The organism is Rubrivivax soli (assembly GCF_049810355.1).
Taxonomy (GTDB): Bacteria; Pseudomonadota; Gammaproteobacteria; order Burkholderiales; family Burkholderiaceae_C; genus Rubrivivax.
Window position 1 is genome coordinate 3730787 of sequence record NZ_CP187368.1, and the last position, 14262, is coordinate 3745048.

10 protein-coding genes are annotated in these 14262 nt (G+C 70.7%); 8 read left to right on the forward strand and 2 right to left on the reverse strand.

Annotation, left to right across the window (positions count from 1 at the left end; genetic code table 11):
• Positions 1-140 precede the first annotated feature (140 nt).
• Both ACPOLB_RS17030 and glk read right to left on the reverse strand, forming a co-directional pair.
• A complete protein-coding gene (locus ACPOLB_RS17030) occupies positions 141-2084 on the reverse strand; it encodes a glucokinase (protein WP_425261939.1) in 1944 nt (647 codons plus the stop codon).
• Between the two features lie 73 nt (positions 2085-2157).
• Entirely contained in the window at positions 2158-3132 is a 975-nt protein-coding gene (gene glk, locus ACPOLB_RS17035) for a glucokinase (protein WP_425257212.1), read from the reverse strand.
• A 311-nt stretch (positions 3133-3443) separates the two neighbouring features.
• Between glk and ACPOLB_RS17040 the strand changes: the two genes are divergently transcribed.
• The 8 genes from ACPOLB_RS17040 to ACPOLB_RS17075 all read left to right on the forward strand — a co-directional run bounded on the left by ACPOLB_RS17040 (position 3444) and on the right by ACPOLB_RS17075 (position 14246).
• On the forward strand, positions 3444-4970 hold the full coding sequence (locus ACPOLB_RS17040) for an alpha-amylase family glycosyl hydrolase (RefSeq protein WP_425257213.1): 1527 nt from the start codon (positions 3444-3446) through the stop codon (positions 4968-4970).
• 11 nt (positions 4971-4981) lie between these two features.
• Positions 4982-6100, forward strand: coding sequence for an ABC transporter ATP-binding protein (locus ACPOLB_RS17045; RefSeq protein ID WP_425257214.1), 1119 nt, complete (start codon positions 4982-4984; stop codon positions 6098-6100).
• Positions 6101-6131: 31 nt separating this feature from the next.
• Positions 6132-7358: an extracellular solute-binding protein gene (locus tag ACPOLB_RS17050; RefSeq protein WP_425257215.1), complete on the forward strand. Its 1227-nt coding sequence runs from the start codon at positions 6132-6134 to the stop codon at positions 7356-7358.
• A 51-nt stretch (positions 7359-7409) separates the two neighbouring features.
• Complete coding sequence (locus tag ACPOLB_RS17055; RefSeq protein ID WP_425257216.1) at positions 7410-9323, forward strand: carbohydrate ABC transporter permease; 1914 nt, start codon at positions 7410-7412, stop codon at positions 9321-9323.
• A 1-nt stretch (position 9324) separates the two neighbouring features.
• On the forward strand, positions 9325-10194 hold the full coding sequence (locus ACPOLB_RS17060; RefSeq protein WP_425257217.1) for a sugar ABC transporter permease: 870 nt from the start codon (positions 9325-9327) through the stop codon (positions 10192-10194).
• A 52-nt stretch (positions 10195-10246) separates the two neighbouring features.
• Positions 10247-11035, forward strand: a complete 789-nt coding sequence (locus ACPOLB_RS17065; RefSeq protein WP_425257218.1) for a glucodextranase DOMON-like domain-containing protein — start codon at positions 10247-10249, stop codon at positions 11033-11035.
• 41 nt (positions 11036-11076) lie between these two features.
• On the forward strand, positions 11077-12873 hold the full coding sequence (locus tag ACPOLB_RS17070; protein ID WP_425257219.1) for a hypothetical protein: 1797 nt from the start codon (positions 11077-11079) through the stop codon (positions 12871-12873).
• A gap of 77 nt (positions 12874-12950) precedes the next feature.
• Complete coding sequence (locus ACPOLB_RS17075; protein WP_425257220.1) at positions 12951-14246, forward strand: glucodextranase DOMON-like domain-containing protein; 1296 nt, start codon at positions 12951-12953, stop codon at positions 14244-14246.
• Positions 14247-14262: the final 16 nt, after the last annotated feature.

Below are 14262 nucleotides of genomic sequence, written 5' to 3' on the forward strand. Positions count from 1 at the left end.
TCACTCCGCAGGTCCGTCGGGAGTGAGCGCCGTTGTCACGCCGCGGCGCCGGGGGGGTGGCGGCCGCAGGGCCCCGAGCCTGGTGGCCGGCGGCGCAGGGGCCGGGCCATCGCAACGCTCCTCGGGGCGAGGCGCGTAGTTTAGCGGCTGTGCGAGGTCAGATGGGCCAGCGGACCGGCACTGCTGATGCCCAATCCGACACGCCGCGCAGCCTTCGGGGCCGCCGCGTCGGCGGGGGGTTGTGCGCTGTCGGGCTGCGCGCCCTGGGTCTCGTCGAGGCCGGCGGCGGTGGCGTCGGGCAGCGCGGCGCCGTTGGGCGCGCCGCGGCGCATCGCCACGCCCACCGCCAGGATGTCGATCACCAGCAGGTGCAGGATGCGGCTGATCATCGGCACGTGCGTGGCCACGTCCTCCACGTGGTCGACGATCAGCGCCACGTCGGCCTTCTTCGTCAGCGGCGACTGGCTGGCCGTGATGGCGATGACGGCGGCGCCGCGGGCGTGCGCCGCGTCGGCCACCTCCAGCAGCTCGTCGATGCGCCCGCTGCTGCTGATGATGACGGCCACGTCGCCCGGCACCAGCACGCTGGCCGCCAGCAGTTGCAGCCGGGAGTCGGTGAGCGAGGTGCTGGGCACGCCGAAGCGCAGGAACTTGAACTGCGCGTCGTCGGCGACCACGCCGTAGTGGCCCACGGCGTAGAACTCCACGCGCCGCGCGGCGGTCAGCACCTCGATGGCGCGGTCGATCGTCTCGCGGTTCAGGTGGTCGCGCACCTGCAGGATGGCGCTGGCGGTGTTGCCCAGCACCTTCACGCCCAGCTCCAGCATCGTGTCCTCACCGGTCACCTGCGTGTGCGTGACGGGCACGGTCGAGGTCAGCCCCGAGGCCAGGCGCAGCTTGAAGTCCGACAGGCCCTCGCAGCCCAGGCTGCGGCAGAAGCGGATCACCGTGGGCTGGCTCACCGAAGCGGCACGCGCGATGGTGGCGATGGGATCGTTCAGCGCCGAGCGCGGATGCGCCAGCACGTGGTCGGCCACGCGGCGCTCGGCCGGCGACAGCTGCGGCCGCGCGCGCTGGATCTGGCCCAGGATGGTGGCGCCGTCGCGGGCCGGATCGCCGCTGCCCGCCGGCGCGCCGCCGCGCAGCTGCTCGTGCAGGATCGCCGAGACGCCGACGAACGTGGCCTGCTCGGCCGTGACGACGAAGCTCGGGATGTCGCGCACGTAGGCGCTGAAGCGGCCCTTGTCCTCGAAGCGGGCGCGGAACGGGCTGCGGTCGAAGTAGTCGCCCAGCCGCGGCACGATGCCGCCGCCGATGTAGATGCCGCCGAAGGCGCCCAGCGTCACCGCCAGGTTGCCTGCCGTGGTGCCCAGCACGGCGCAGAAGGCGTCGAGGGTCTCGGTGCAGACGGCGTCGCTGCCCGCCAGCGCGCGGCGCGTGATCTCGGGCGCCGGCAGCGGCTCCACCGGGCGCCCGGCGTGGTCGAGCAGGGCGCGGTAGATGAGCTCGATGCCGCGGCCGGACAGCAGCCGCTCGAACGAGACGTGGCTGAACTCGCGCATCGCGTAGCGCAGGATGGCGATCTCGCGCTCGTCGCGTGGCGCGAAGCTGGTGTGGCCGCCCTCGGTGCCCAGCGCGACCCAGCCGTCGTAGGCCGGGATCAGGCCCGACACGCCCAGGCCCGTGCCCGCGCCCAGCACGCCGACCACGCTGCGCTCGCGTGCCGCGCCGCCGCCGACCTGCCGGCGCTGGTGCGGCCCCAGCCGCGGCAGCGCCATCGCCAGCGCGGTGAAGTCGTTCACCACCACCAGCGTCTGCAGGCCCAGCCGCTCGCGCATCTGCTCGATGCTGAACTGCCAGTGGTAGTTCGTCATGCGCACCTGGTCGCCTTCGACCGGGTTGGCGATCGCGATGCCAGCGTGCTCCAGCGCGGCCATGTCGGCCGGCAGGGTGCCCAGGTAGGCGGTGACGGCGGCGTGGAAGTCGGCGTGGTCGGCGCAGCGCAGCGAGGCCTGGTGCTCGAAGTGCGCCGGCGCGGTTTCCAGCGCGAAGCGCGCGTACGTGCCGCCGATGTCGGCGATCATGCGCGGGCTGTCGAAGAAGGTGTTCAGCACCACGGCAGTCTATCCACGGATGCGCGCGCGCCGCTGTGCGCCTTCAGCCGGGCATCAGGTCGAGCGCCCGCGCCGCGCCCAGCAGGGCCGGCGTGGCGGCGGTGATGGCCCAGGTCGGCACCGGCTGCAGGTAGGCGGCAAACCGGCCCTTGGCCTCGAAGCGCTGGCGGAAGTGCAGGTCGTCGAACGCCGCGCCCAGCCGCGGCACGATGCCGCCGCCGACGTAGACGCCGCCGCGCGCGCCCAGCGTCAGCGCCAGGTTGCCGGCCACGCTGCCCAGGAAGCCGGAGAACAGCCGCACCGCCTGCACGCAGGTGGTGTCGCTGCCGTCCAGCGCCGCGGCCACCACGTCGGCCGGCGTGCGTGGCGGCGCGCTGCGGCCGGCCAGCGTGCACAGCGCGTCGTGCAGGTGCACCAGCCCCGGGCCCGACAGCGCGCGCTCGGCCGAGACGTGGTCGAAGCGCTGGCGCAGCACGTCCAGCACGGCGGCTTCCTCGTCGTCGACGGCGGCCAGCGTGACATGGCCGCCTTCGCCGGCCAGCGGCAGCCACGCGCCGCCGGGGCCCGGCAGCAGGCCCGAGACGCCGAGCCCGGTGCCCGGCCCCAGCAGGGCCAGCGGTGCCGCGGGCTCGCCCTGGCCGTCGCCCCCGCCGATGCGCCGCAGGTCCTGCGGGCCGAGCGCGCCCAGGCTCATCGCCAGCGCCGTGAAGTCGTTGAGCACCAGGCAGCGCGCCACGCCCAGCTCGCGCTGCAGCTGCGCGATCGAGAACGCCCAGCGGTTGTTCGTCATCTGCACCCGGTCGCCGGTGACCGGCGTGGCCACGCCGATGCAGGCGGCGCGCGGAGCCGCATGGCCGTTGGCCGCCATGTAGTCGCGCGCCGACTCGGCCAGCGTGGCGTGGGCGTCGCAGCGCCGCACGGCGACGTCCTGCAGCGCAGCGCCGTCCGCCGGCTGCCAGGCCCAGCGCGCGTGCGTGCCGCCGATGTCGCCCAGCAGTCTCGGAAAGTCCTGGTTCATTGCGTCGCCCTGTTGTTTCGCGCTCCACCCCCTGTGGGCACGAGATCGTAGTGAAACAACATCGCGACTGTAGCAAGACGACGGCGCCGTCACGCCCAGGGTTGATCCGCATCAGCCTTTTTCTTCTTGGTGTGTGCTGTGGCGGGAACAACCCACTAGGGTAAGCCCGGACCGAAGAAATGTAGTCACACTACTAAAGTCCACCCCCGAGTTGCCGCGGCTGCGGCACAGGTGCGCTGCCGCCGGGCGGTGCCGGATCGAACAAGGAAGGGCGGGCCACGGTGCTGGGGTTGTCGACAAGGACGCAAGGGGTGCAGCCGCGCTGGCAGCGCCTGGCTGTGGCCGGCCTGCTGGCGGCGGCGGGCTGGCTGGCCGCGGGCCCGGTGCTGGCGCAGGCCACGCCCGCCCCCGCGCAACGGAGCTGGGCCGACGAGGTGCTGTACTTCGTGCTGGTGGACCGCTTCGCCGACGGCGACCCGGCGAACAACACCCGCGTGCAGCGCCGCAACCCCGGCGGCTGGCACGGCGGCGACCTGAAGGGCCTGACGCAGCAGCTCGACGAGCTGAAGGACCTGGGCGTCACCGCGCTGTGGATCAACCCGCTGCAGCTGCAGCAGCGCACCGGCATGCCGGCGCAGGCCCCGGCCAAGATGGGCCTGCCCGAGTTCACGCACGAGGCCTTCCACGGCTACTGGATCGCCGACTTCGAGCAGATCGACCCGCGCTTCGGCACCGAGGCCGACCTGAAGGCGCTGGTCGACGCCGCCCACGCGCGCGGCATCAAGGTGCTGCTGGACGTGGTCTACAACCACACCGGCTACCTCTCGACCTACGCCGACCGCCGCACCGCCACGGGCGAGAAATGGATCCGCAGCGGCGAGGGCAACTGCGAGGTCGACGCCGTGCTGTGCGCGGTGGGCGGCCTGCCCGACCTGAAGACCGAGATCCCCGAGATCCGCGACCACGTGCTGGCCGCCAACATCGCGCTGGCCCGCCGCAGCGGCGTCGACGGCTTCCGCCTCGACACCTACAAGCACCTGCCGCCCGAGTTCTGGGCCGAGCACCGCAAGCGCACGCGCGCCGAGCTGGGCGCCGGCTTCCACCTGCTGGCCGAGTACTGGGGCGGCGACGCGGCCAACCTCGACCCGTTCTTCGCGCGCGACGAGGTCGACTCCGGCTTCGACTTCAGCTTCAAGGGCAGCTGCGAAGGCTGGGTGCAGGGCCGGGGGCGCTCGGTGGCGTACGGCGCCTACCTGCGTTCGCGCCACCAGGTGCGGCCGGGCTACGTGCTGGCGCACTACCTGTCCAGCCACGACGAGCCGATGGCGCTGGGCAACCTGGGCGGCGACAAGGAGCGCTTCAAGCTCTGCGCGGCGCTGCAGATGGCCTCGCTGGGCATGCCCGTCATCTACTACGGCGAAGAGGTGGCGCGCGGCGGCCACGAATGGCCGCTGAACCGCAACGACATGCCGTGGGGCGCGCGCGACGTGCAGCCCGGCCAGGGCGTGCAGCGCGACGAGGCCATGCGCAGCTTCTACAAGCAGCTGATCGGGCTGCGCCACGCGCACCCGGCGCTGCGCCGCGGCGGCTTCCAGCTGCTGATGCAGCCGCAGGACGCGGCGCTGGCCTTCGCGCGCCGCGACGCCGCCAGCGGCGACCACGTGGTCGTGCTGGCCAACCGCGACGCGCAGCCGGTGCAGGTGGACGTGGCGGCACCGGCCGGCTGGCCCGCCGCCGCGCGCGACCTGCTCGGCGGCGAGGCCGTGGCCACGCCCGACGGCCGCATCCGCGTGCTGCTGGCGCCGAAGTCGGTGCGCCTGCTCGCGCCCAACCCCTAGGCGGCACCGCGATGGCCTCGATCACGCTCGACCACATCGGCAAGAACTACACGCCGGAAGTCACCGTCATCCGCGACCTCACGTTCGACATCAAGGACGGCGAGTTCATGGTCTTCGTGGGGCCCTCGGGCTGCGGCAAGAGCACGGTGCTGCGCATGATCGCGGGCCTGGAGACCATCACCAGCGGCACCATGAAGATCGGCGAGCGCGTCGTCAACGACGTGCATCCGAAGGACCGCGACATCGCGATGGTGTTCCAGAGCTACGCGCTCTACCCGCACATGACGGTGTTCGACAACATCGCCTTCGGGCTGGAGATCCGCAAGATCCCCGAGGCCGAGATCAAGAAGCGCGTGCAGGAGGCGGCCGACACGCTGGGCCTGAACGCCTACCTCGACCGCAAGCCCAAGGCCTTGTCCGGCGGCCAGCGCCAGCGCGTGGCACTGGGCCGCGCCATCGTGCGCAACCCCAGCGTGTTCCTGTTCGACGAGCCGCTGTCGAACCTCGACGCCGAACTGCGCGTGCACATGCGTGCCGAGCTCAGCAAGCTGCAGCGCAAGCTCAAGACCACCACCGTCTACGTCACGCACGACCAGGTCGAGGCCATGACCATGGGCCACCGCATCGCGGTGCTGCGCCCCTGCGGCAACGACCCCCGGGTGAGCAACCTCACCCAGGTCGGCACGCCGATGGAGATCTACGACGCGCCGGCCAACCTGTTCACCGCCGGCTTCATGGGCACGCCGCGCATGAACCTGCTGAAGGCCAAGCTCAGCGACGACGGCGCCGACGTGCTCTTCTACGGCGTGCGCATCCCGGTGTCCGCGCCCTTCCGCGCGGCGGCGCAGAAGTTCAGGGGCCGCGACGTGGTGCTGGGCATCCGCCCCGAGCACATCGGCGCCGAGCACGAGGTCGACTGGCGCAGCGACTGCCGCATCACCGGCGCCATCGAGATCCTCGAGCCGCTGGGCCACGAGGTCATCGTGCACTTCGACGTGCAGGGCGAGAGCGTCGCCGGCCGGCTGCGCAGCCACCACGACCTGGCCAGCCCCGGCGACCCGATCACGCTGGTCGTGAAGACCGAGGCCATGCACCTGTTCGATCCCGTCACCGAGCTGCGCCTGGCCTGACCGACATCTCCCACTTGCACAAGGACACGACATGCTGAAGTCGCTGATCAAGACCACCCTCGCTGCCGCAGTGCTGGCGTCCGCCGCCAGCGCGATGGCGCAGGCCGCGGGTGAGCTGGTGGTCTGGCACGCCTACCGCGGCGCCGAGAAGGCGGCCTTCGAGAAGGTCGTCGAGATGTTCCAGAAGACGCCGGCGGCCAAGGGCCAGAAGGTCAGCACGCTGGCCATCCCCTACGACGCCTACGCCGACAAGATCAGTGCCGCGGTGCCGCGCGGCAAGGGCCCGGACGTCTTCATCTATGCGCAGGACCGCCTGGGCGGCTGGATCGAGGCCGGCAAGACCGTCGAGCCGATCGACTTCTTCGTCGACAAGCCGGTCAAGGACCGCCTGCTGCCCGGCATGCTCGACGCCATGACCTACAAGGGCGGCATCTACGGCCTGCCCATCAACTACAAGATGCCGACCCTGATCTACAACAAGGATCTGGTGAAGGTGCCGCCCAAGACCTCGGGCGAGATGGTCAAGCTGGCGAAGACGCTGACCAACGCCGGCAGCGGCCGCTACGGCCTGGCCTACTGGTACACGAACTTCTACTTCCACTCGGCGCTGATGAACGCCTTCGGCGGTGCCGTGTTCGACCGCGAGGGCAAGCTCGTCATCAACAGCCCGGCGACCGTGGCCTCGCTGAACCAGATGATGGCCTGGTACAAGACAGACGGGATCCTGCCCACCGAGCCGTCGGAAGCGCTGATCGCCTCGATGTTCAACGAGGGCAAGGTGGCGATGGTCATCAACGGCCCGTGGTTCGTCGGCGACATCGACAAGAAGATCAACGTCGGCCTGGCGCCGCTGCCGATGCTCGACGCGGCCAAGAAGCCGATGCGCCCGTGGATGACGATCGAGGGCGCGTACGTCGCCGCCAGCTCGACGAAGAAGGAACTGGCCTACGAGCTGGCGAAGTACCTCACCACCGAAGAGGCCGGGCTGGTGCTTGCGCTCGAGGGCCGGCAGCTGCACACCAACAAGGCCATCTACGCCAACCCCAAGGTCAGCGCCGACCCGGTGCTCAAGGCCTTCCGCGAGCAGCTCGACAACGCCGAGCCCATGCCCAACCGGCCCGAGATGACGATGGTGTGGACGCCGGCCACCACGGCGATGAACAAGATCGTCAAGGGCAACGCCAGCGTCGAGGCGGCGCTGAAGGAAGCCGCGGCCTCGATGCAGGACAGCATCGGCGCGCTGCGCAAGGGCAAGTAGGCCCTGTCGCCTGTTTCCGCGCACACCGCAAGCAGCACCACCACCACCACGATGGCCTGGGCCGACCGCCTCCGACACAGCGCAGCGCTGGGCCTCGCCGCCGGCGTGGCGCTGGTGCTCGCGCTCAGCGCCTGGCTGCAGGGCAGCGCCGACGCCGACATCGCCGCGCAGCAGAAGCAGCGTCAGGCGGTGCTGCTGGCGAACGCCGTCAGCGCGTCGCTGGCCGGCGTGCCCGAGGACGGCGTCAACGCGCGGCTGCGGACCTGGACGGACGGGCTGCCCGCGCTGCAGTCGGTGCAGGTCGTGGCGGGCCGGCAGCTGCTGGGCTCCACCCGCGCGGAAGACCAGGCCCCGCGCGCGCTGCAGCGCGAGGAGAAGCCGCTGTTCGACCTGGCCGGCGCGCTGCGCGCGGCCGGCGAGACGAACACCGGCGAAGGCGTCGTGCGCAAGAAGACGCTGCAGATCGAGGACAAGCCCGGCCAGCCCGTCACCGTCACCGTGCCCTACGTCGCCGACGGGCAGTTCGCCGGCATCGTGCAGGCGCGCGTGCTGCCGGCCGCGGCCGCGCACCGCAGTGCCGGCGGCAGCCTGGCGCTGGGCGCGGGCCTGGTGGCGCTGGCATTCGCCATCGGCGTCTTCCTGAAGGTGGACACCAGCCGCCGCTTCGACATCGGCCGCGGCATCGCGGTGGCCGTGCTGCTGGCGCTGGCGCTGGCCGTGCAGCAGCAGCGCCTGGGCGCGATGGGCCAGGTGCTGGCCGACAGCGACGCGGCCATGGCGCGTGTGCAGGCCGAGGCGGCCGCGGTCTACGTGCGCACCGGCGCGCCGCCCGTGACCGCCACCACCAGCGCCTGGGACACCGACACCTATAGCCGCCCGCTCGGCCTGCTCTCGGCCGACGGCCGCGTGCTGCCGCATGCGGCTGCGGCCAAGGCCACGCGCACCGTGTTCCTGGAACGCAGCCTGTGGGCCGCCAACGTGCTGGGCCTGCTGCTGCTGCTGTACTTCGTGCAGGGATGGGCCGGCCGCACGGCGCGGGCGCTGCGCACGCATGCCGACGCCTACGCCTACATCGCGCCGGCGATGATCGGCATGCTGGTGCTGGTCTTCTTCCCGTTCTTCTACGGCATCGGCCTGGCGTTCACCGACACGACGCTGTTCAACGAGTCGCTGCCGTTCCGCGAACGCTGGATCGGCCTGGACAACTTCGTGCGCATCCTGGGCGACTTCGACATCGTCACCACCGGCACCGACGGCAGCACCGTCAACTACCAGAACTTCTACTGGACGCTGATGATGACGGTCATCTGGACCGTCACCAACGTCACGGTGGGCGTCAGCTTCGGCTTCATCCTCGCGCTGGCGCTGAACACCGACGGGCTCAAGGGCAAGTGGCTGTACCGCATCCTGCTGATCCTGCCCTGGGCGATCCCGAACTACATCACCGCGCTGGTCTGGCGCGGCATGTTCCACCCGCAGTTCGGCGTCATCAACCAGGCGCTGCAGATGTTCGGCATTGCGCCCGTGGCGTGGTTCGACAGCGTCGTGAGTTCGTTCGTCACCGGCCTGGTCACCAACGGCTGGCTCAGCTTCCCGTTCATGATGGTCGTGATCCTGGGCGCGCTGCAGTCGATCCCGAAGGACATGTACGAGGCGGCGGAAGTCGAGGGCGCCACGCGCTGGCAGCAGCTGCGCCGCATCACGCTGCCGCTGCTGCGGCCCACGCTGGTGCCGGCCGTGGTGCTGTCGGTGGTGTGGACCTTCAACATGTTCAACATCATCTTCCTCGTCAGCGGCGGCGAGCCCGGCGGCGCCAACGAGATCCTGGTCACCAAGGCCTACAAGCTGGCCTTCGAGCAGTACCAGTACGCCTACGCGGCGGCGTACTCGACGGTGATCTTCATCATCCTGCTGGTCTACGGCTACTTCCAGACCCGCATGACCCGCGCCACGGAAAGCTACTGACATGGCCGTGCGCAAGACCAGCCACTTCTGGATCCACGCCGGCCTCATCAGCTTCACGCTGCTGACCATCTACCCGGTGCTGTGGGTGCTGGCGCTGGCGTTCTCGGGCCAGCAGAGCGTGGGCCTGGTCGACCTGCCGAAGGACCCGAGCTTCCTCGAGCGCGCGCGCGGCATCCTGCCCTGGCCGGCGCACGTCTCGGTGAAGAACTTCGTCGACGTGATGACCGAGCAGCCCTTCGGCCGCTGGCTGCTCAACAGCGTGCTGGTGTCGGTGATGACGACGCTGCTGGGCGTGTTCCTGGCCTGCACCGCGGCCTACGCCTTCAGCCGCTTCCGCTTCCCCGGCCGCGACAGCGGCATGCTGGCCTTCCTGGTGTCGCAGATGTTCCCGGGCACGCTGATGCTGATCCCGCTGTTCATCATCATCGTGAAGTGGCTGGGGCTGGGCAACACGTTCTGGGGCCTGGTCATCGTCTACGCCACCACCGCGATCCCGTTCTGCGTGTGGATGCTCAAGGGCTACTTCGACACCATCCCGATCGACATCGAGGAATCGGCGCTGATCGACGGCGCCTCGCGCCAGACCATCTTCCTGAAGATCATCCTGCCGCTGTCGACGCCGGCCATCGCGATCACCGCGCTGTTCTCGTTCATGACGGCCTGGAACGAATTCATCCTGGCCTCGGTGTTCCTCGAAGCCGAGACCATGTACACGGCCCCCGTGGGCCTGCGCTTCTTCGTCGGGGGGTTCTCCTCCCAATGGGGATTCTTCGCCGCCGGCTCGGTGATCGTGTCGCTGCCGGTCGTGATCCTGTTCCTGTACCTGCAGAAGTACCTCGTCTCCGGCCTCACGGCCGGCAGCGTGAAGTGACCTGCCTTCCAACGACGTTCCCGATCGTTCTCACCCAAGAGGAGACCCACCCATGAAGACCCGTCTGTCCCTGCATGCCCTGGGCATGGCCACCCTGATCGCGCTGGGCGCGGGCGCGGCCCAAGCCGTCGAGTTCACCGACCCGCGCGGCGACGACAAGGGCCCGGGCACCTACGTCTACCCGACCGACCCCGTCTACAAGGCCGGTTCCTTCGACCTCACCAAGTTCAGCATCAGCAAGAGCGGCGCCAACGCCGACGTCGCCGTCGAGGTGGCCTCGGGCCTGGAAGACCCGTGGGGCATGGGCGGGGGCTTCGCGGTGCAGATGGTCTTCATCTTCGTGAAGACCGGCGCGCCCGGCGGCTACACCGACGCCCCCGCGGGCCTGAACGTCACGTTCGCGCCGGGCCACGAGTGGAACAAGCTGATCATCCTGTCGCCGCAGAAGAAGGCGCGTGTCACCGGCGAGGCCGAGGCCAAGGCGGGCAAGTTCGCCAAGGACATCGTGGTGCCCAACATCACGCGTGGCCGCGGCCGCGTCATCCAGGGCGCGGTGCCGCTGGCCGAACTGGGCGGCGACGGCAACGTCGACGGCTGGAGCTACCAGGTGGTGATGCAGTCCAACGAGGGCTTCCCCGCCGCCACCGACTTCCTGACGCGCAAGGTCAACGAATACGAAGGCCAGCACCGCTTCGGCGGCGGCAACGACGGCGACTGCGACCCGCACACCGCCGATGTGCTCGACGGCCCCGAGGCCAAGCAGGCCGAGATGCTGGCCCACACCTGCGGCGCAGACGGCAAGAGCGTGAAGCCGGCGACGCTGAAGCTGGTCAAGAAGTGATCCCCGACGCACAACGAGACACCACAGAGGACAACCACACCATGAAGCGATTCACCCTCACGCCGCTGGCCGCGGCGCTGGCGCTGGCCACCGCCGCGCCGGCCTTTGCCGCCGGCATCGACTTCGGCGGCTCCAACATCTACACCAAGTTCCTCGACGGCAACCGCCGCGTCGTGAACGACGGCCCGGGTGGTTCCGGCGACACCTCCGGCGGCACCGACAACGGCCAGTGGACCGAGTTCGAGCTGCGCATCAAGGCCACCATCAGCAAGCAGGTCGAGGCCGGCGTGCGCCTGCAGAGCCGCAGCCCCGCGGGCTACTGGACCGACTTCGGCGGCTTCGGCGGCGATGTCGAGACCAACCCCACGCGCGGCAACTTCATGAAGGCTCGCGGCCCCTACGTGCTGCTGACGCCGGGCTACGGCTGGCTCGACACGGCGCTCATCGGCGCCAGCGACTGGGGCCAGTTCGACCCCTTCACCGTGGGGCGCCTGCGCTACATCGACCGCGACAACTTCAAGGGCCTGTACTTCAAGGGCGGGCTGCCGCTGAAGGGCTCGAGCTGGGAGTTCGCGCGCCTGTCGCTGCCCAACTACCTGCAGAGCAACTACGGCCAGGGCGCCGCCTGCTGCAGCAGCGACGACTCGCAGTTCAACGAGGCCGTCTACATCGCGCAGGCCAAGGGCCAGTTCGGCCCCGCCAAGCTGACCACCAGCTACCAGTGGTTCAACGACCGCCAGCTCAAGGCCGACACCACGCCCGACGACGGGCGCGACATCGAGACCTTCGCGAAGAACAACGTCTTCATGATCAAGGGTGAAGGCACCATCGCCGACATCGTCGACCTGAAGGCCGCGTACTACCGCTCCACCTACAAGGCACCGCTGTTCGACCAGCCCTGGATCAACAGCCCCAAGTCCGACGTCAAGGGCAACGCCTTCAAGCTCGACGTGGGCCTGAACAACCTGGTGCCCAACCTGGGCCTGAACCTGCAGGTCTTCAACATCGGCGCCGGCTACTACAGCAACACCGCCGCCCGCTTCGAGAGCGACGTGCTGCTGACCGAGGGCAACGAAGCCGCCTGGTACCGCTGGGGCGACCCGCTGTGGGCGGGTGGTGCGGCCAAGGACCTGAACCAGGGCCCGACCTCGCCGCTGTGCCAGATCGGCGGCGGCGGCGTGTGCCGCTCCGACTCGGGCCTGGCCGCCAGCGCCAACGGCCTGACGAACAACGAGAACATGGACTTCGACGAGGCGCCCAGCGAGTCGGTGCAGGGCTGGAAGGGCCTCACGCTGGCCGCCAACTACGAGATCGCCAAGGTCGCGATCTCGGGCGAGCTGACGCGGCTGGACTACAACTACAACTGGCAGGGCTACTCGGCCACCGGCCCGCTGTCGAACTACTACGCGCTGAACAACGACCGCAAGTCCAGCATCGCGGTGCTGAAGGTCGGCTACGTGGCGCCGGTGCTGGGCGGGCTGGACCTGGGCGCCAAGCTCAAGCTCGTCAACGACAAGAACGGTGGCCAGGCCGGCAACGCGCTGGACGACCGCGAGACCGATGACACGGGCTATTCGGTGAGCGTGGGCAACCAGCTCTTCGGCGACCTGTACGGCAACGTCTCGTTCGGCAAGTACAAGCGCGACATCACCACCGGCGGCCTGGCGGTGAAGAACGACAAGGACATCCTGAGCCTGCGCCTGGCCTACAACCTGGCCGGCTTCGAGACCGGCCTGCTGTCGCAGTGGATCAAGGGCGACGGCGACCCCACCGAGAGCGGCACGCCGGTCAGCATCAAGCAGTACCGCATGAAGGCCTTCGTGAAGGCGATCTTCTGATCGACCGGCCACGCGTGTAGTGTGCAGGGTGGCGGTGCGCGAGTGCCGCCACCCTGCTGTCTTTCGAGAGCCTGCCCATGAAACTCCGATCCCTGGCCTGCGCCTGGCTGCTGCCGCTGGCGGCCCTGGCCGCCCAGCCTGCGCTGGCCGCGCCGCTGCTCGACATCGCCGACCCCGCCGGCGACGACGACGGCGACGGCAGCCTGGTCTACCCGCGCGACAGCGCCTTCACGCCCGGCGACCTGGACCTGCGCAGCCTGCGCGTGTGGGCCGACGGTGCCGACCTGCGCTTCGAGGCCACGTTCGCCAACCCGGTGCGCGACCCCGCCGGCGTGCGTGCCGACAGCCCCGGCAGCGAAGACCTGGCGCAGTTCGCGCGCCGCGGCTTCTACGCCTTCAACCTCGACCTCTACATCGACACCGACCGCATCACCGGCTCGGGCAACACCGGCACGCTGCCGGGCCGCCGCGCGCGGCTGGACCCGGGCAGCGCCTGGGAGAAGGCCGTCGTGCTGACACCGCGGCCGGAACTGGTGCGGCGCCAGCTGCGCGACGCGCTGGCCGACACCAGCGGCGGCGACACCGCCACCGCGGCGGCGCTGGACGCCAGCGTCTTCTTCCCGACGCAGGTGCGGGTGCGTGGCCGCAGCATCAGCTTCAGCGTGCCGCGTGCGTTCCTGGGCGGCGCGGCCATCGAGAACAGCGCCATCACGGCGCTGGTGACGGCCGCGCAGCTGACCATCGGCAGCGACCTGATGGCCGGCCTGCAGGGCGGCAACGCCTTCGAGCGCCTGAGCCTGGGCGCGATGCAGCCCGCGGTCGGCCGGCCCGCCGAGACGCTGGGCCACGCCAACGCGCGTGCGCCGGCCACCGCCGTGGTGGACCTGCTGCAGCCCGACGGCGCCGCGCAGCGGCGTCAGCTGGCCGACGGCGGCCTGCTGCAGGGCCTGGCGCGCACGCCGGTGCGCGCGGGCGCGGTGGCTGCCGAGCCGCCGTGGTTCACGCGCGCGATGGCGGCGGCGCAGGCCGGCGGGGCGCCGGCCGCACGCACGGTCAGCACCAGCACCGCCCCGGCCCCTGCTGCCGCGCCGCCGGTGCCGCCCGCGCCCCTGGCGCCGCCGGTCGTGGTGGTGACGCCGGCCCCCGCTGCCGCGGTACCGCCGCGCCCGCCGGCGCCGGCCGCCACCGTGGTGGTGCCCGTGCCGGCGGCACCGGCCGCCGCCCCACCCGCTGCCCCCGCGGCGCCGCGCGGCGCCGCGTTCTACGAAGAGCAGGAGCAGCGGCTGCGCGCGCTCAAGCGCCTGCGCGACAACGGACTCATCAGCGAGGACGAGTACCAGGCCAAGCGGCGCGAGATCCTCGGCGCGCTCTGAGGACGGGCTCAGCCCT